Origin of the sequence: Streptomyces sp. NPDC006283 (assembly GCF_040613325.1) — a bacterium.
Taxonomy (GTDB): Bacteria; Actinomycetota; Actinomycetes; order Streptomycetales; family Streptomycetaceae; genus Streptomyces.
This window is the reverse complement of the sequence record NZ_JBEXRZ010000076.1, coordinates 14767-33341: the sequence shown is the minus strand read 5'-3', so window position 1 is coordinate 33341 and position 18575 is coordinate 14767. Positions and strand designations below refer to the sequence as shown.

The 18575-nt window shown below is 72.9% G+C and carries 14 protein-coding genes; 4 read left to right on the top strand and 10 right to left on the bottom strand.

Features of this window, described 5'->3' with window-relative positions; genetic code table 11:
* Window positions 1-96: 96 nt before the first annotated feature.
* A complete protein-coding gene (locus tag ABZ070_RS17840; protein ID WP_356634799.1) occupies window positions 97-1989 on the bottom strand; it encodes a DUF6350 family protein in 1893 nt (630 codons plus the stop codon).
* Window positions 1990-2135: 146 nt separating this feature from the next.
* Here ABZ070_RS17840 and ABZ070_RS17835 point away from each other — a divergent pair, with 146 nt between their 5' ends.
* Window positions 2136-3260, top strand: a complete 1125-nt coding sequence (locus tag ABZ070_RS17835; protein ID WP_356634795.1) for a sigma factor-like helix-turn-helix DNA-binding protein — start codon at window positions 2136-2138, stop codon at window positions 3258-3260.
* A gap of 120 nt (window positions 3261-3380) precedes the next feature.
* Here the strand turns inward: ABZ070_RS17835 and sucD are convergent, their stop codons facing one another.
* The 8 genes from sucD to ABZ070_RS17795 form a co-directional block, all read right to left on the bottom strand.
* Window positions 3381-4265, bottom strand: a complete 885-nt coding sequence (gene sucD / locus ABZ070_RS17830; RefSeq protein WP_356634793.1) for a succinate--CoA ligase subunit alpha — start codon at window positions 4263-4265, stop codon at window positions 3381-3383.
* A 21-nt stretch (window positions 4266-4286) separates the two neighbouring features.
* Window positions 4287-5468 carry an ADP-forming succinate--CoA ligase subunit beta gene (gene sucC / locus ABZ070_RS17825; RefSeq protein ID WP_356634791.1) on the bottom strand — a complete coding sequence of 394 codons (1182 nt, stop codon included), beginning with the start codon at window positions 5466-5468 and terminating at the stop codon, window positions 4287-4289.
* A gap of 340 nt (window positions 5469-5808) precedes the next feature.
* Entirely contained in the window at window positions 5809-6981 is a 1173-nt protein-coding gene (locus ABZ070_RS17820; RefSeq protein ID WP_356634789.1) for a hypothetical protein, read from the bottom strand.
* Between the two features lie 115 nt (window positions 6982-7096).
* Entirely contained in the window at window positions 7097-8116 is a 1020-nt protein-coding gene (locus ABZ070_RS17815) for a hypothetical protein (protein WP_356634787.1), read from the bottom strand.
* A 103-nt stretch (window positions 8117-8219) separates the two neighbouring features.
* Window positions 8220-9446: a VWA domain-containing protein gene (locus ABZ070_RS17810; protein ID WP_356634785.1), complete on the bottom strand. Its 1227-nt coding sequence runs from the start codon at window positions 9444-9446 to the stop codon at window positions 8220-8222.
* On the bottom strand, window positions 9443-11869 hold the full coding sequence (locus tag ABZ070_RS17805) for a DUF5682 family protein (RefSeq protein WP_356634783.1): 2427 nt from the start codon (window positions 11867-11869) through the stop codon (window positions 9443-9445). Before ABZ070_RS17805 ends, ABZ070_RS17810 begins: the two co-directional genes overlap by 4 nt.
* Window positions 11866-12978 carry an AAA family ATPase gene (locus ABZ070_RS17800; protein WP_356634781.1) on the bottom strand — a complete coding sequence of 371 codons (1113 nt, stop codon included), beginning with the start codon at window positions 12976-12978 and terminating at the stop codon, window positions 11866-11868. The genes ABZ070_RS17805 and ABZ070_RS17800 overlap by 4 nt, the downstream gene beginning before the upstream one ends.
* A gap of 122 nt (window positions 12979-13100) precedes the next feature.
* Entirely contained in the window at window positions 13101-13523 is a 423-nt protein-coding gene (locus ABZ070_RS17795) for an MmpS family transport accessory protein (RefSeq protein WP_356634779.1), read from the bottom strand.
* 132 nt (window positions 13524-13655) lie between these two features.
* On the opposite strand from ABZ070_RS17795, the gene ABZ070_RS17790 reads away from it, so the two are divergent.
* Together ABZ070_RS17790 and ABZ070_RS17785 are read left to right on the top strand one after the other, a co-directional pair.
* Window positions 13656-15038, top strand: a complete 1383-nt coding sequence (locus ABZ070_RS17790; protein ID WP_356634777.1) for an SWIM zinc finger family protein — start codon at window positions 13656-13658, stop codon at window positions 15036-15038.
* Between the two features lie 16 nt (window positions 15039-15054).
* Entirely contained in the window at window positions 15055-16815 is a 1761-nt protein-coding gene (locus tag ABZ070_RS17785; protein WP_356634775.1) for a DUF5691 domain-containing protein, read from the top strand.
* A 120-nt stretch (window positions 16816-16935) separates the two neighbouring features.
* On the opposite strand, the gene ABZ070_RS17780 is transcribed toward ABZ070_RS17785, so the two are convergent.
* Window positions 16936-17349 carry a cobalamin B12-binding domain-containing protein gene (locus ABZ070_RS17780; RefSeq protein WP_356634773.1) on the bottom strand — a complete coding sequence of 138 codons (414 nt, stop codon included), beginning with the start codon at window positions 17347-17349 and terminating at the stop codon, window positions 16936-16938.
* 376 nt (window positions 17350-17725) lie between these two features.
* Here ABZ070_RS17780 and ABZ070_RS17775 point away from each other — a divergent pair, with 376 nt between their 5' ends.
* On the top strand, window positions 17726-18538 hold the full coding sequence (locus ABZ070_RS17775; protein WP_356634797.1) for an alpha/beta fold hydrolase: 813 nt from the start codon (window positions 17726-17728) through the stop codon (window positions 18536-18538).
* Window positions 18539-18575 lie beyond the last annotated feature (37 nt).

The following is an 18575-nucleotide window of genomic DNA, read 5'->3' as shown; positions in this document are numbered from 1 at the left end:
GCAACACGGCGCGCCTGCTGCAGCGGCGGATGATCCTTTCGCACCCGTTCCGCATGCAGGCCGCTGGGCAGCGGGCGACGGTGGAGGACGTCGGCGTCAAGGCGCTGCTTCCGCCGGGGGCGCGTCCGGCTCCTGAGGCGCGTTCGGGGGTGCGGGGGCATTGGCGGGGGCATTGGCGCACGCGGGTGCGGGGGTGTCCACGGGGGCGCTCGCGAGTACGGGGGTGTCCGCGTCCGCGGGTGCGGGGGCGTCGGCGGGCGCCGGCTCGTCAGGTTCCTCGGCAGCACCTTCGGGCGCCGGCTCGTCAGGTTCCTCGGCAGCACCTTCGGGCGCGGGTGCGAGGGCGTCCGCGGGTGCGGGGGCGTACGGAGGTGCGGGGACGTCGGTGGGCGCCGGCTCGTCAGGTTCCTCGGCAGCACCTTCGGGCGCGGGCTCGTCCGGCTTCGCCGGGGCGTCCTCGGGCGTCGGCACCGGCGTCGGCGGCAGGCCCGCCCCGAGGCCCGCCGAGGGCTCCTTCGGTGGGGGCTCCTTCGACGAGGGCTCGTTCAGCGCTGCCCAGCGGGTCTCGCCAAGCTCGCGTTCGGGCCAGGTGTCCAACGGCCGGAAGTCGTACGGCTCGAACTCGTCCTCCGCGTCGAGCTCCGGGTCCGACGGCTGCCCGGGCTTGCCCACGCTCACTGCCGCAGCCGCCCCGGCCTTCTCCCCCTCCGCGCGTTCGCGCCGCAGCAGTCCGCGCCACCACCCCTGGCCCGACCTCAGCCGCCAGGCCCGCAGGGCCAGGGCCAGCGGGACCCCCAGGACGGCCGTCCAGACCAGCGCCGCCGGGCCGGCCAGCCACCACACCGGCCCGAACTCGGCGAGGCGCCCGGTGCCCAACGGTCCCCCGGAAGCCGCAGCGAGCACCGCCACCACCACCCCGCAGCCGACCGAGCCGAGCAGCGCGGCGAGCGCGGTCCCGCCGGGGCGCCAAGCCGTCTCCCGCTCCCCGTACCGCGGTGCCGCCGTCCCCACCGTGAGCCACGCGATCACCACGGCCGCGGCGACCGGGACCGCCGTCGCCGCCCAGTGCAGTGGCGTGCCCGGCCCCTGCGCCGGCACCGCCGCCAGCAAGGGGAATTCGGGCAACGCGGGCGACCCGGTCAGGGCGAGCGGTGTGGCGGTCGCGCCCGTACCCAGGGTGAAGCCGGGGCCGAGGCCGTATGCCGCGGCCCACACCGCCGCGTTCGGTACGAGAGCCAGCGTCAGCAGCACGAGCGCCGCCTGTCCCGACCACTCCCCCGAGAGCCCCAGGAGCGACTCCTGGACCGCCTTCCCGTGCCAGACCGAGGACACGATCACGAGCACCGCACCTCCGGCGAGCAGCGCCAGCGCCCCGGCGGCGGCGGACCGGAGCGCGACGCGCACCCGTGTGCGGGCGAGGGCGACCCGCACCCACTGCGGCGTCCGCTCCGGGAGCGGGCCGAGGGGCCGGCCGCTCGCGGTCCAGGCCCCGAATCCCGCCGCCGCGAGCGTCACCAGCGGCAGATGGACCAGGGCACTCAGCGGATCCGCGGCGAAGGAGCCACCGGCGGCGTAGAGCACGACGGGTGCGCCGACCATCACGTAGCCGCTGGTCACCATGGTGGGCGCACCCCACGGGGAGGGCCTCGGCCTGCCCTCGTCGGGTTCCAGGGCGTCGCGTGCCGCCCGGTGTGCGAGCCACGCGGGCAGGGCGACGAAGAGCAGCGGCACGATCCCCATCGGTGCGGGAACGCCGGAGAGCGTGTCCGCCCGTACGAGTTCCGTGCCGTGCGCGAGCAGCCACAGCGCCGCCGCCACGTGCAGCGCGTCGGCGGGGCCGCTGTCCGGAAAGGGCGAGCTGATCCACATCACCATGACGAACACGCTGATCAGGCCGAGCCCGAGCCCTGCCGCCGTCGCGCCGCGCACGAAGGACGCGACCAGCGCGACCGACGTGCCGCCCTGCACGGCGACCTCGGCTTTCGGCATCGGGGGGCTCTGTTCGGTCACTTGGGTCACGCGGCCATGCTGCCAACGACACGCGCTTTATCCGCGTAACGGGGCAATGGCCGATGTGTCGCACAAGATACGTTTATGTGTTTTTTCGCCCATTGCAGTGCCGCATGGAGCCCGTCATGAGAGAAAGCACCATCCGCGCCACGTCCGGCGCCCCCCTGCCGCCCCCCGTGGCACGGCGCAGGCTCCGGGAGGCCCTGGCCCTGACCGAGGACGAGGTCGCGACGACGATCGGTGTCACCCGTGCGACGCTCCGGTCCTGGGAGACGGGCCGCACCAACCCCAGGGGACGCAAGCGCGAGGTGTACTCACGCCTGCTCGCCTCGTTCGAGGCCGAGCGCCCGGAACCCGCGCCGCCCCTGGTGCCGCGCCCCAAACCGTCGGCCACCCCGCACGGGGAACCGCCGCCCCGCCCGCCGGCCGCGGCCCCGGCCAGGCCCGTGACGACCGCGGAGGAGGCCTTCGACGAGCTGTACACGAGCGCCGCTCCCGGCCTCGTGCGCCAGGCATACCTGCTGACCGGCCGCCGCCTGCTCTCCCAGGAGGCGGTGGAGCGCGCCTTCCAGATCGCCTGGCAGCGCTGGCCGGAGGTTGCCGTGGACCGGGACCCGGCCGGCTGGGTGCGGGCCGTCGCGTACGACTGCGCCATGTCCCCGTGGATGCGGCTGCGCGCCGTGCACCGGTACCCCGACGAACCGCCCGAAGAGACGCCCCGGCGCGAGGTGCTCGAGGCGTTGCAGGAACTCCCCCCTGCGTACCGCCGCACGCTGCTGCTCTATGACGGCCTGGGTCTGGATCTGCCCGAGACCGCCGCGGAGACGGAGGCGAGCACCCCGGCCACCGCCGGCCGCCTCCTGCACGCGCGCGAGGCCCTGGCCGAGCGACTCCCCGAACTGGCGGACGCGGGCGTGCTGCAGAACCGGCTGTGGGAGATCACGAGCAACGAACCCGCCCCCGTCATGACACCGGCACCCGCGGTGCGCGGCAGCTGCGAGCGCCGGGCCGGGCTGTGGACGAGGTCGGTCGTGACGGCCACCGCGCTGATCGTGGCGGCGACCGCGTTCACGCTGGTCACGGCACCCCGGCAGTACGATCCGCCGATGTCCCCGGCCCAGCGGGTCGAGGACGTGCCGGGACCGCAGCACGGCCCGCCGGTGCTGACGCCCAAGGTCAGGCAGCTGCAGGACACGCTGCGCGCGAAGACGGCGGGCAGGCCCGAGCGTCTCGTACCGCGGCTGCGTTGAGCCGCGGTGATCCGCGCCGAGGCGCGGATACGCGTGCGGGCCCGCCCCGGTCACCCGGGAGCGGGCCCACACGCGTACTGCGTCCCTCACGCATACCGCGCAAGGAGCGGTCGGCGAGGATCAGCCGGCGAGAATGGCTCGCGCCAGCTTGGCCGTCTCGGTCGGCGTCTTGCCGACCTTGACGCCCGCGGCCTCGAGGGCCTCCTTCTTCGCCTGGGCGGTGCCGGAGGAGCCGGAGACGATGGCGCCGGCGTGGCCCATGGTCTTGCCCTCGGGCGCGGTGAAGCCCGCGACGTAGCCGACGACCGGCTTGGTGACGTTGGCCTTGATGAAGTCGGCCGCACGCTCCTCGGCGTCGCCGCCGATCTCGCCGATCATGACGATCAGGTCGGTGTCGGGGTCCGCCTCGAACGCCGCGAGGGCGTCGATGTGCGTCGTGCCGATGACCGGGTCGCCACCGATGCCGACGGCGGAGGAGAAGCCGATGTCACGGAGCTCGTACATCATCTGGTAGGTCAGCGTGCCGGACTTGGACACGAGACCGATGCGGCCGGGCTTGGTGATGTCGCCCGGGATGATGCCGGCGTTGGACTGGCCCGGCGTGATGAGGCCGGGGCAGTTCGGGCCGATGATGCGGGTCTTGTTGCCCTTGGACTTGGCGTACGCCCAGAAGGCGGCGGAGTCGTGGACGGCGATGCCCTCGGTGATCACGACGGCCAGCGGGATCTCGGCGTCGATGGCCTCGACCACGGCGGCCTTGGCGAAGGCGGGCGGCACGAAGAGGACGGAGACGTTGGCGCCCGTCTTCTCCATCGCCTCGGCGACGGTGCCGAAGACCGGGACCTCGGTGCCGTCGAAGTCGACGGACGTGCCGGCCTTGCGCGGGTTCACACCGCCGACGATGTTGGTGCCGTCGCCCAGCATGAGCTTGGTGTGCTTCATGCCCGTGGCACCGGTCATGCCCTGGACGATGACCTTGCTGTCCTTGTTCAGGAAGATAGCCATGGTTCTACGATCCCTCTTCCCTTACTTCGCAGCAGCGGCGAGCTCGGCGGCCTTGTCGGCCGCTCCGTCCATGGCGTCCACACGCTGCACCAGCGGGTGGTTGGCGTCGGAGAGGATCTTGCGACCCAGCTCCGCGTTGTTGCCGTCGAGGCGGACGACGAGCGGCTTGGTGACCTCTTCGCCCTTTTCGGCGAGCAGGGCCAGGGCCTGGACGATGCCGTTGGCGACCTCGTCACAGGCGGTGATGCCGCCGAAGACGTTGACGAAGACGGACTTGACGTCCTCGTCGCCGAGGATGATCTCGAGGCCGTTCGCCATCACCTGGGCGGACGCGCCGCCACCGATGTCGAGGAAGTTGGCGGGCTTCACGCCGCCGTGTGCCTCACCGGCGTAGGCGACGACGTCGAGGGTCGACATGACCAGACCCGCGCCGTTGCCGATGATGCCGACCTCGCCGTCGAGCTTGACGTAGTTGAGGTTCTTGGCCTTGGCGGCAGCCTCGAGCGGGTTGGCTGCGGCCTTGTCCTCGAGGGCCTCGTGCTCCGGCTGACGGAAGTCGGCGTTCTCGTCGAGAGACACCTTGCCGTCGAGCGCGATGACACGGCCGTCGGCGACCTTGGCCAGCGGGTTGACCTCGACGAGGAGCGCGTCCTCGGCGATGAAGGTCTTCCACAGGGTCACCAGGATGTCGGCGACCTGGTCGGCGACCTCGGCCGGGAACTTCGCCTGGGCGACGATCTCGGCGGCCTTCTCCTTGGTGACACCCTCGTTGGCGTCGACCGGGACCTTCGCGAGGGCCTCGGGCTTGGTGGCCGCGACCTCCTCGATGTCCATGCCGCCCTCGACCGAGGCCATGGCCAGGAAGGTGCGGTTGGTGCGGTCGAGGAGGTACGAGACGTAGTACTCCTCGGCGATCTCCGGAGCGGTCTCCGCGATCATCACCTTGTGGACCGTGTGGCCCTTGATGTCCATCCCGAGGATGTCCGTCGCGCGGGCGACGGCCTCGTCCGGAGTGGCAGCCAGCTTCACGCCGCCGGCCTTGCCGCGGCCGCCGACCTTCACCTGCGCCTTGACGACCGACTTGCCGCCCAGCCGCTCGGTGGCCTCGCGCGCCGCCTCAGGCGTGTCGATGACTTCACCGGCCAGCACCGGTACACCGTGCTTGGCGAAGAGGTCCCTCGCCTGGTACTCGAACAGGTCCACGCGCGTCCGTCCCTTTTCTGATGATCGCGGTTCGTTGTCTGCGTGGGCGTGCCGCGAAGGGCAACGTGACTGCTCTTGTCACAAGGGAGGCACACACGGTGTCCGTGGGCGCGGCATGTCCGCCTGGCAGGTTATCCCCGCCGGACGTGCGCCCCTAAATCGCAGATCACACCTGAGCGGTGATTACGGTCACAGAGCGGGTGCGGTGGGTAGGAGCGCACGGGACGGGCGGGGCGCCCCGGCCCCCGGCGGCGAGGTGCCGCCCGGGACCGACGGGACACCCCGCCCTGGTGCTCGAGGCCTGGTCAGCCGCCCTGGCGGCGCCTGACCGGGCCGCTGCTCAGATGCCGTACGGGAGGTAGCTCGGGGTCACGTCCGAGACGACGCCCTGCGCACCGGCGACGGCGTTGCCGGCGAGCGGAGCGGTGTCGCCCGTGACGTTCGTCGCAATACCCTCCGCGAAGGGCCGGACCTCGGACACCACACCGGCGGCGAACGGGTCCACCTGGCCCACGACACCGGCTGCGAGCGGGTTCACCTCGGACACCACACCGGCGGCGAACGGGTCGATCCGGCCGGTCACGCCGTAGGCAAGGCCGGTTGCGGCGGTGTCGACACCTTGCGCGACCGGCTGGACGTGCCCGACCAGGGTGTCGATCACGGGCTGCACCTCGGCGACCACACCGGCCGCGAACGGCTGGACCTCGCCGACGACGCCGCCCGCGAACGGCTGCACCTCGGAGACCACACCACCGGCGAACGGCTGCACCTGGCCCACCACGTCGCCCGCGAACGGCTGCACCTCACCGACGACGCCGCCCGCGAGCGGCTGCACCCCGGAGACCACACCACCGGCGAACGGCTGCACCTCCGAGACGACGCCCTGCGCGAGAGCACCCGCGTCCCCGACGGCCTGAGCCGCGACCGGCTGAACACCGGCGACGGCGGTGGCGACGACGGGCGGCAGGACAGCCGCGGAGGTCTCGTCCACGATCGGACCCGAAGCGGCGACCGCGGAGTGTGCGCCCGCCTCGACCTGCGCCGGGGCCTGGTGCAGCTCGTGGGCGAACGCGGACAGCGGACCGAAGAGGTAGTCGATGTCGGCGTCGACCGCCGGGGCCTCGACGGACGGGGCCTGGACGTGCGGCAGCCCGGCCTCGGGGACGGATGGGGCCTCGTACGAGGGGAGCTCGCCCTCGACGTACTGGCGGGCCTGGTCGTGGACGGACCGACGGGCCTGCTCCCTGACCTCGGACGTCACGTCGGACACGACGTCCCGAGCGCCACCGGAGAGCAGCCGGTTCGCCGGCTCGGCGTCGGCGACGGCCTTGTCGGCGACCGTGTCGACCTCGGCGAGCACGTCGCCGGCGTCGGACGCCTCTGCCGCCTGGTCCGGCGTGGACAGCGGCAGGGAGACGGGCAGCTCGTCGGCGGAGGCCGCGGCGGTGCCGAGGGCCCACATACCGGTGGCCGTGGCGGCGACGGCTATGGAACGACGGATGTTCTTGTGCATGTTCGGCGGTTCCTTCGAATTCGTTCGGCGGTCCGGAGGGGACGAAAAACTCCGGAGTGGCGGGCAGACCTGCCCACCCCCGCGTGGCAGGTCCTGAGGCGGGGGAAGGCCTGCCCTAGCCGGGGAATTCGAGAACGTCGCGCGGCCTGTCGCGCGTCGGCGGCTCCGCCGCCGGGCACACGGGACCGGACGTGAAGGCGTCGGGCGCTTCGTGTGCGAGCGTCGCCGCCTGCTGGTCGCCCGCGCGGGGCGAGTGGGTCTCGCCCGAGTGCGGGACGACGCCGTAAAGGGAGCGGCACGGGTCGAACGGTCCCGGAGCGGGAGCGCGCGCCGGTGCCTGTACGGACCCGAGCCGAGCATCACCGACGCGGGTGCCCTGCTCGCTGCCCGGCTGCGCGCCGTGCCAGCCGGCGACGGCACCGGAGTGGTCCGCCGGACGGCCCGCACCGTCGACAGCGGATTCGGGGTCGGGCGCGGCGCTGTACGCGGCGTCCCGCGACGCGGGCTGCGTCACCGTCGGCTCGTCCGGAACGGCGCCGGTGCCACCGGGTCCCGGCAGATCTCCCTGCGGAAGCGGGCCGGTGAGGACGCCCAGCAGGGAACCGACGAGCCGCATCGCGCTGTCGGTGACCGGAAGGCTCATCTCGCGGAGCGAGTCCCCGGCCGGTACGACACCCATGGCACCGGTCGCCTCGACGAGCCGGGCGGACTCGGCGACAGCACGCCGCACTTCACGGACGACCGGCTGCTCGGCGAACTCCTCCGCGGCCGCATGCCGCCGGTCCGCGGGAGAAGCGGGCGCGGCGGGTGAAGCAGGTCCCACGGACGAACCAGCTGCCGTTCCGGTCCCGCCCGTCGTACCACTCACTCCCGTCCTGGCACCGGAGGCGACGGCGGGCCGCCGCACGGTGGTCGGCGAGGCGTCGGTGACGCTCCGGGACGGGAGTTCGGCATCGGCCCTGGCCTTCGCGGTCGCGCCCGTCGGCGATTCGGCCGCATGCGCCGGGGCGCCGAGGAGAAGACCGAGTGTCAGCAATCCCCCGAGGAAGAGCAGCACGTGCAGCACCCGTGGCCCGGGCACCGTCCGGCGCAGCGCGCTCAGGACGGCAGCGGGGCGAAGCGCTGCGGCAGCCACGGTGGAGGAGCTCTCTTTCGGTCGGGGCAAGGCCGATGCTCGCACGAGCCTCCGGGGGCGACGCAAGTCCGGTGTTACCGATGGGTCACCTTGTCATGGCCTGCTACTGATGGGCCGCCATATCCGGTATCGCCATGTCCGGTGCGGTGATGTCCGGTGCGGTCGCGTCCGGTATCGGCAGAGGCCGCTTCTCGATGGCCGCCGCCATGACGTCGGGGAAGAGGTCGGGCGTGCACGCGAACGCCGGCGCTCCCAGGGCCGCGAGGGCGGCCGCGTGCTCACGGTCGTACGCCGGGGCGCCCTCGTCGGACAGCGCGAGCAGAGTGACGAACTGCACGCCGGACGCCTTCATCGCCGCGACCCGCTTGAGCATCTCGTCGCGGATGCCGCCCTCGTACAGATCGCTGATCAGGACGACGACGGTGTCCGCGGGCCGGCTGATCTGCGACTGGCAGTACGCGAGCGCCCTGTTGATGTCGGTCCCGCCGCCGAGCTGGGTGCCGAAGAGGACGTCCACGGGGTCGTCGAGCTGGTCGGTCAGGTCGACGACCGCGGTGTCGAAGACGACGAGCCGGGTGGCGATGGAGCGCATCGAAGCCAGGACCGCGCCGAACACCGACGCATAGACGACGGAGGCGGCCATCGAGCCCGACTGGTCGATGCAGAGCACGACCTCCTTCTTCACCGCCTGCGACGCCCGCCCGTATCCGACGAGCCGCTCGGGGACGACGGTGAAGACGCCGTCCTCGCCGGGAACGGGCAGGTAGTTCTTGAGGTTCGCCCGGATCGTGCGGTCCCAGTCGATGTCCCGATGGCGGGGCCTGCTGATCCTCGCCGAGCGGTCGAGCGCCCCGGTCAGCGTCGACCGGGTGCGGGTGGCGAGCCTCTTCTCCAGGTCGTCGACCACCTTGCGCACGACGGCCCGTGCCGTTTCCTTCGTCGTCTCCGGCATCGCCTTGTTGAGCGAGAGCAAGGTGCCGACGAGGTGGACGTCCGCCTCCACGGCCTCCAGCATCTCGGGCTCCAGCAGCAGCGCGGAGAGCCCGAGCCGCTCCATCGCGTCGCGCTGCATGACCTGCACGACGGAACTGGGGAAGTATGTGCGGATGTCACCCAGCCAACGGGCGACGGACGGGGCGGACGCACCGAGCCCCGCCGACCTGCCGCCGCCGTTTCCCGCGCCGGAGCGGGAGCCGTAGAGCGAGGTGAGCGCGCCGTCCATCGCCGCGTCGGCCCCGAAGAGCGCACAGTCGGTGCCGTCGGCACCCGACTCGCCGCCCAGCACCAGCCGCCACCTCCGCAGCCTCTCGTCACTGCCGCTCTGCGTCATCGGGGCACCCCCGTCAGGTTGTTGTCGTCGATGCCGAGCAGCAGCTGCAGCACGGGAAGGACAGCGTCGGCACGCGCGGTGTCGAGATCGGGCCCGAAACCGGGGACCGCGGTGTCGGCCGGGGCCGCCCCGCCGCCCGCACCAAGGCCGCGGCGGACGAGCTCGCCCAGCGTGCGGCGGACACCGGGATCGAAGGCCGAGAAGGTACGGCGCAGCAGCGGCAGCACGTCCGTGAACGCCTCCGCCGGCACACCGGTCAGCCAGGAGTCGACCAGGCCCAGCAGGCGCTCGTCGTGGACCAGCAGCAGTCCACCGCCGGACGCGCCGCCGACGAAACCCTCGATCCAGGCGGCCGCGTCCGACGGCTCCGCCCCCCGGGAGAGGGCGAGCGCCATCAGCCGCGCGGCCTCTTCCTCCCCGAGCCGTCCTTCGTCCAGCAGCAGCCGTGCCGCCCGGCCGCGGATCACCCCGGGAACGGAGTCGCGGCCGGCGAGCTTGTGCAGGACGGATCTCCAGCGCTCGGCCACGTTTTCGGCGTCCGGCAGCAATCCAACGGCGCTGTGCACGCCGTCGAGATGACCGCGCATCTCCGCCGCGCCGTTCGCGTCGAGTCCGATGCAGGCGGGCGGCAGGCCGACGCAGATCCGCTCGGCGAGCCCGCCGGCGACCTCGGCGAGCGCGGCCGTGTCCGTGGACCGTACGTCGCCGTACCGCAGCGAACGTGCGAGCGCCGGGAGCGCCTGGGCCAGGTGGCTCACATCCGCGTCGAGGGCGGCGCGGTCGGCGAGGGCTCTCATGACGACCGGGAGCGCCTCGGGCAGTCCGGCCAGCAGGCACTGCTCGGCCAGCGCCGTCACCTGCCCCAACGCCGTCGCCGAGACGGCCTGCGACTGGGCCTTCGCGGTGGCGGCCGAGATCACCGTGGTGCCCCAGACCCCGGCCTCCGCGACCTTCACGAACAGCTCGGGCTCCCAGCGCAGCCGCCAGCTCTCCCGGAACGTGCCGGTGCTCCCCCGCCCTCCGACGGGCTCGCCCCAGCCGACGGCGAGCAGCCGCAGCCGGTGCAGCAGTCTGCTCTTGGCGGCGTCGGTCTCCTTGCGCAGGTCGAGCTCCAGCTCGCGCTCGAGGGCCTCGGGCTTGAGCCGCAGTCTGCGCTGCTGCCGGGTCAGATCCCGCTGGAGCGGCATCGCGGGCGCCGCGTCGGGCACTTCGCCGAGGACGTCCCCGATGACGAGCCGGTCCCTCACCAGGCCGAGCGGCACGTCGGAGCCGTCACACATCACGGCACGAACGGCGTCGACGGTCTCGGTCAGCCCGGCCAGCGGCCGTCCGCGCATGACCGCCAGCGTCTCGGCGAGCCGGACCGCTTCGATGACGTGGGCGGACGACACCGGCCGGTCCTCGTCCCGGAAAAGGCCCGCGACCTTGGTCATCCAGCGCTCGACGGGCCGGTCGGGCACGCCGAAGAGATGCGCGTACCAGCCGGGTGAGTCGATGCCGGCGCCGTACCCGGAACGGCGGGCCAGCCGTCGGTGGGTCCAGGGCACCCAGGTCATCTCCGTCTTGACCTTCGGCAGTCCCTTCAGGAGTGCCTTGTCCGCGGCGACGGTCGTTCTCGCCTCGAGTGCCGGGACGTGCCATGCACCGCAGACGACGGCGACACCGCCGCCGAACTCCTTCACGGCGGCACGCAGCCGGAGCCGCATGTGCGCCTCGCGGACGAGGTCCCGGTCGTGCCCGCCGTGCCCGTACGTCTCCCGGAGAGCCGCCATGGCCTCGCCCAGCGCGAGGAACGGCGCGAACGGGTCGGGCTCGCCCGCCCTCTCGGCGGCAGGGTCGTCCGGCTGGGGCGGACCGCTCGTGGCGGCCGTCGGGCCGCTCGGGACCGCCGCCGGCGAGCCGTCGGAGGACGTCACGCGCAGGGGCTGCGGCGAGGCCGCCGTGCTGGGCGCGGGGCGGCTGCCGCGCAGCTCGACGACGTCCTCCCACCACCGCTCGGGGTCGTCGTATCCGGCGGTCTGCGCCAGCAAGGCGATGGGATCGACCCGCACGTCGCGCCCCTCGTTGCCGGTGGCCTCCGGCTCGGGTGCCGTCTCCTCGGAGAACGCCAGGGAATGAGCCGCGGGAAGGTCGATGAAACGCACCGCGGCACCATGAGCCAACGCCCAGCGGATGGCGACCCATTCGGGGGAGAACTCGGCCAGCGGCCAGAACGCCGCCCGGCCCGGGTCGTCCACCGCATGGGCGAGGAGCGCGACCGGCGGGCGCATCTGCTCGTCGGCGGCCAGCGCCAGCAGGGCGTCGCCCTCCGGCGGCCCCTCGATCAGTACGGCCTCGGGCCGGGCGGCCTCCAGCGCTGCCCGCACCGCCCGTGCCGAGCCCGGCCCGTGATGGCGGACACCGAGCAGGAGCGGGCTCGTCATGCGCTCACCTCACGGCATGCGCGGTAGAAGTCCTTCCAGCCCTCCCGCTCACGCACGACCGTCTCCAGGTACTCCTGCCAGACGACGCGGTCCGCCGCCGGATCGCGCACGACCGCGCCGAGGATGCCCGCCGCCACGTCTCCCGGCCGCAGCACGCCGTCGCCGAAGTGCGCCGCGAGCGCCAGCCCGTTGGTCACGACGGAGATCGCCTCGGCCGTGGACAGCGTCCCGGACGGCGACTTGATCTTCGTCCGGCCATCGGTGGACACCCCGTCCCGCAGTTCGCGGAAGACGGTGACGACCCGGCGGATCTCCTGCAGGCCCTCTGGCACGGCCGGGAGGTCGAGCGAGCGCCCGAGCTGGTCGACGCGCCGCGACACGATGTCGACCTCTGCCTCCGGCGTCGCCGGCAGGGGCAGCACCACGGTGTTGAAGCGCCGGCGCAGCGCGCTGGACAGGTCGTTGACGCCGCGGTCGCGGTCGTTGGCGGTGGCGATGAGATTGAAACCGCGGACCGCCTGCACCTCCTGCCCCAACTCCGGTATCGGCAGGGTCTTCTCGGACAGGATCGTGATGAGGGTGTCCTGCACGTCGGCCGGGATGCGGGTCAGCTCCTCGACACGCGCCGTCATGCCTTCGGACATGGCGCGCATGACCGGGCTGGGCACCAAAGCGTCCCTGCTGGGGCCGTGGGCGAGCAGCTGGGCGTAGTTCCAGCCGTAGCGGACGGCCTCCTCCGGTGTGCCGGCGGTGCCTTGCACGAGCAGGGTGGAGTCGCCGCTGACGGCCGCGGCCAGATGCTCGGAGACCCAGGTCTTCGCGGTGCCCGGGACGCCCAGGAGCAGCAGCGCGCGGTCGGTGGCGAGCGTGGTGACGGCGACCTCGACGATGCGGCGCGGCCCTACGTACTTCGGCGAGATGACCGTCCCGTCGGAGAGGGTACCGCCGAGCAGGTACGTGGCGACAGCCCAGGGAGACATCCGCCAGTTGACGGGCCGCGGCCGGTCGTCGACCGCGGCCAGCGCCGCGAGTTCGTCCGCGAACGCGTCCTCCGCGTGCGGGCGCAGGGCCTCGGTTTCTGTGGTCGCGCCGGTTGCGGACACGGTCATGGATCCCCCTCCAGATCGTTCGACCCGATGTGGGATCCACCGTGCACCATGCCACTGACAATCAATCGTGGCGGCGACATGACCGCAGGTCAGGAGCCGAAAGCCCCTGCGGCGAAAGCGAGTCAGCCGCCGACCGGCGACTCGGCGATGCAGCCGCCGGCGGTCACGAGACCTTCGGCCTTCTCCTCCTTGAGCACCTTGCCCTCGTGTGTGATCTTGCAGCTGACGTCGGCCCCCGTGAGGTCCGCGGCGATCGGCATCACCGCGGCGGGCATGATGCCGCGCAGCGTGACCGTCTTCTTCCACGGCAGGGTGGGCTTGTCGACCGTCTCGATCTTCGGGTTCATCGCCTCGCCCCCACCGCCGTGGAACTGGATCGAGTCGACGTTCTTGCCGGTGACCTCGTACGTCACCTCATACGTCTCGTTCACGGCTTTGTCGACCGTGTCGACCGCCTCGGAGCAGGCGGTGAGGCCGAAGGCCAGACCGGCGGCGAGGCCGGTGGCGGCGACGGCTCGTGCTGTCGTGCGGACGGAACGGTTCATGTCGGATCCCCCCATGTCCCGGACGTGATGTGAGCCCAATTTAACAAAGCGAAGGCAAAGCCACACCCTCTCCGGACAGAGCGAAATCGCTGGTCAGGTGGATTGTCAGTGGCGGGCCGTAGCGTCGTACGCATGCTGCGAACAAACGGGGGAGGGCCCCCGCACGTCCCGGAGACGGGGGTGCGCTGGGCGCCGGAGCAGGTGTCGGCACTGGCTCCTGACGAGGCATCACGCAGGGCGGGCAACAAACTGGCCGCCGCGGGCCCCTGGTCGGGTGCGGGCTGCGACGGTTCGGGGGCGCTGTGGGGGCTGTGCAAGGGCAGCGGCAGCAAGCCCTATCAGACCGTCGTCGACACCACCGGCCCTGCGTACAAGTGCAGTTGCCCGAGCCGGAAGTTCCCGTGCAAACACGCGCTGGGGCTGCTGCTGCTCTGGGCGGCGGACGAGCCGACCGTTCAGGAATCGGCCGTCCCCGACTGGGCGGAGGAGTGGCTGGCCGCGCGAAGGAAGCGCAGGGAGGACCAGGAGCAGGGCGGTGCCGGTTCGGGGGCCGTCGCGAAGAGCGCCGATCCAAAGGCGGCCAGGCGGCGCGCCGAACGCAGGGCCGAGCGGATCACCGCCGGCGCGACGGAACTGGAACAGCGGCTGGCCGATCTGCTGCGCGGCGGCCTCGCGTCGGCGGAGCAAGCCGGCTACGGCCTGTGGGAGGAGACCGCAGCCCGCATGATCGACGCGCAGGCCCCCGGTCTCGCCGGTCGTGTCCGCGAGTTGGGGGCGATCCCGGGATCCGGCCCCGGCTGGCCGGTCCGGCTGTTGGAGGAGTGCGCCCTGGTCCATCTGCTCGACTCCGCATGGCTGGGGCGCGAGCGGCTGCCGGAGCCGCTGGCCGCCACCGTCCGCACGAGAGTCGGGCTCACCTCGCCCGCGGACGGTCCGGCCGTCCGGGACCGATGGATGATCCTCGCCCAGTACGACACCTCCGACGGCAAACTCACCACGCGCCGCGTCTGGCTGTACGGACGCGAGTCGCAGCGGGCCGCGCTGTTGCTGTCCTTCGGCGCTGCGGGCCGCTCGCCTCAACTGGCCCTGCCGGTGGGGATGATGATGGACGCCGAAGTCACCGCATACGAAGGCGGCCGGCCGAGGGCGGAGCTGGGCGAGCAGTTCTCCCCGCCCATCGCCATCGACGCCCCGCCGGCGGGCGGCCCGTGCGACTCGGCCGTCGAGGCGTACGGGCAGGCGCTGTGCGACGACCCCTGGCTGGAGTCCTGGCCCGTCACGCTCACCCGCGTCATACCCGTACCGGATGCCGACGGCGGATGGCAGCTCGCCGACGCGGAAGGCGGCGGCGCGCTGCCCATCGCCGCCGCGGCGCTCGCCCGCCCCGGGCTGTGGAAGCTCGTGTCCCTCGCCGGCGGCCGGCCCGTCACCGTTTTCGGCGAGTTCGGCCACCGGGGCTTCACGCCGCTGACGGCCTGGCCCGAGGACATGTCCGAGACGGTCCCGCTGATCTGAACGTCGAGAGGCTCCCATGACCAGCACCGCCGCAACCACCGCATCTGGCGCCGCAAGCGCCACAGCCGGGCCCACACCTGACGCCGCAACCACCACAGCCCGCCCCGCACCTGGAGCCGCAACCACCACAGCCGGCCCCGCGAGCACCGCCGGGTCGTCACCGTGGGAGGAGCTCGTCACCTCGGCCCTGCTGGGCACCGACCGCCGCACCGTGCCGGTCGGCCTCGCGCCCGCCGGAAGGGACGCTCCCACCGCGCTGCTCGACGCTGCCGCGCTGCACACCGTGCGGCGTAGGGCGGGGCTGCGGCCGGGGCCCGCGCCGGACGGGGGGCCGGCGCCGGCGCCGGCCGATCCTCGCCGCGCACTGCCCGGACCCGCCAGGCGCCGGCTCGCCCAGCTGCTGGCCGACCGCTCCGGCCCGTCGGGCACCGGAGGCAGGCGCGGTACGGCGCCTGACCTGACCGAGTTGCTCCCCCAATGGCTCGCCGCCGCCAATGAGCACGGCTACCAGGCACCGGCCTCCCTGCTTCCCGCGCTGCTGGACGCGGCACGGGCACGAACCGACCTGCGCCCCCAGGCGCTGGCGTTCGCCGGGCCGCGCGGACTGTGGCTCGCACGGCTCAACCCCGAGTGGAAGTTCGCCCTGCGCGGTGGATCTGCGGGATCCGCACTGCCCGACATGGGCGACCCGGAAGCGGTGAGGAAGCTGTGGGACGAGGGCCTGTTCGCGGAGCGGGTCGCGCTCCTCGCCGGCGTACGGGCGCATGACGCCAACGCCGCGCTGACGCTGCTCGGCACGACATGGGCCACCGAGCGGGCGGAGGACCGGCTGATGTTCCTCGACTCGTTGCGCGCCGGGCTGTCCCCGGCGGACGAGCCGTTCCTCGAACACGCTCTGGCCGACCGCAGCCGCAACGTCCGGGCCACGGCAGCGGAGCTGCTGTCGGCACTTCCGCGGTCGGCGCTCGCCGGGCGCATGGCGAAGCGCGCCGCGTCCTGCGTCGCCCTCGACCGCAGCGGCGCCGCCGGGGCGGTGATCTCCGTGGAAGCGCCCCCCGAATGCGACGCGGACATGCAGCGGGACGGGGTCGTCCCCAACCCGCCGTCGGGGCGGGGCGAGCGCTCGTGGTGGCTGGGCCAGCTGGTGGAGGCCGCACCGCTGTCCGTCTGGCCCGGCCGGCTCGGCGGACGAACGGCCGCCGAGATCGTGGCGTTGCCGGTGTCCGACGACTGGGCGGACGAGCTGCACGCCGCCTGGTGCCGGGCGGCGGTGCGCCAGAGTGACGCCGAATGGTCGCGCGCCCTGCTGGGCGCGCCTGCCGCTCCTCCGTCGACAGGGCCGGGCACGACGTCACTGGCGGAGCGGTCGAAGCTCCTCGCGACCCTGCCGGAGGACGAACGGGCGGCCTGGGTGGCGGAGTTCATAGCCGCGCACGGCCTGTCGGAGGCGTTCCAGCTGCTCGGCGTGTGCGCGGTCCCGTGGGCCGAGCCGCTGGGCCGGGCCGTGGTCGACGCCCTCGACATCGCCCGGGACGCGGGCAGTTACCCATGGAGCTTCAGCGGCGTGATGGGCCTGGCGGAACGCTGCCTGGCCCCTGACGAGGCCGACCGGCTGGAGGTCCTGACGGCGATACCCGACGAACAGGAGAACGCGTCGCCGGGCGCGGGCGGCTACTGGTCGGAGGCGTTCCAGCGCCTTGTCTCCACGCTGCGCCTCCGCGCCACCATCCGCACGGAACTCACCCCACTCCCCGCCCCGGCCCGACCTGGGGCGTAGCCCGTGGGAGGCAGCGCCCCCCGAGGTGCCGCCCCGGTCACGGGGAGCGGGGCCGGGCCGGGTCACCCCGTTGCGGGAAGCGGGTCCGGGCCGGGCCGCCCCGTCACGGGAAGCGGACGCCTACGCCCCGGCCGTCGCTCGGACGTTCGCGTTGACCCAGTCCACGATCGAGGCCGTCGTCGCGCCCGGCGTGAAGATCTCCGCCACGCCCTTCTCCTTCAGCGGCGCGATGTCCGCCTCGGGGATGATCCCGCCGCCGAAGACCTTGATGTCCTCCGCCTCGCGCTCCTTCAGGAGCTCGATGACCTTCGCGAAGAGCGTGTTGTGCGCGCCGGAGAGGATCGAGAGGCCGATCGCGTCGGCGTCCTCCTGGATCGCCGTGTCGACGATCTGCTCGGGCGTCTGGTGGAGCCCGGTGTAGATGACCTCCATACCGGCGTCGCGCAGCGCCCGCGCGATCACCTTGGCGCCACGGTCGTGGCCGTCGAGACCCGGCTTGGCCACCACCACGCGGATCGGACCAGTCACACCCATCACTGCCTCCTACGTCCCCGCCGCCCGTACCGGGGCGCGGAGAGTGAACGAACGTTATCTCCAGCATCCCGCAAGCCGCCGTTTCGCGGTGCACCGGGAGGGGGAAATCACACGTGGGACATTTTCGCTGAGCGTCGTACCGGCTTCAGGCATCGCGCACCGCCCTTTGCGCGCGCCGCCAGGGCACGGGCGCACGGGGAGCCGCCGCAGGTCCACTACAGGTCGTCGTACCACCGTGCCGACAGCCGCACGGCACGGTGGTGCGGCACCGACGGCGCGGAGACCGCCGCGCCGGGCTCATCACGCGCGCTTCCCATGAGGGCACGCGGGGCAGAGCCGCCCCCGCCGTGCCGTTCGGGAGGTCGTCGTGAAGGCCCTGCCTCTTTCTCTTCCTCTTCCGCGCCTGCACTGCCCGCGACTGCCGGCCGCGCTTCTGAGGGCCACCGCCCTGGAGCTGGCGATCCTCGCCGGGCATCTGCTGCTGTATCCGACCGGCCTCACTCCTGAGCGTCGCCGCCGTGTCCATGCCGTACCCAGCCTGCCGAGGACGGGGGCCGACGTGCCCACCGTCCTGCTGCACGGCTTCGTCGACAACCGCTCCGTGTTCGTCCTGCTCCGCCGCGCTCTCGCCAGGCGGGGCCCGCACCATGTCGAGTGCCTCAACTACTCGCCTCTCACGTGCGACATCCGCGCTGCCGCGGACCTGCTGGGCCGCCATATAGAGGAGATCTGCGAGCGGACCGGCAGGCCCGAGGTCGACATCGTCGGCCACAGCCTCGGCGGCCTCATCGCCCGCTACTACGTCCAGCGCCTCGGGGGCGACCGGCGGGTGCGGACCCTGGTCACTCTCGGCACCCCGCACTCGGGCACCACCGTCGCACCGCTCGCGAGCGCGCACCCGATCGTGCGCCAGATGCGCCCGGGCTCATCGGTGATCGAGGAGCTGCGTCTGCCCGCGCCCGACTGCCGCACCCGGTTCGTCAGCTTCTGGAGCGATCTGGATCGGATCATGGTGCCGGTCGAGACGGCCCGCATCGACCATCCCGACCTTCTTGCACAGAATGTGCAAGTGAGCGGAATTGGCCATCTGGCGCTGCCTGTTCATCCCGCGGTCGCCGACGGCGTCCGGGAGGTGCTCGAGTCGGGCGTGTCGGAGGCCGGTCCCACCGGGGCCGCTTCCGTCGCCTGACGTGACCGAGCGACATCGATTCATCGAACACTTCTCG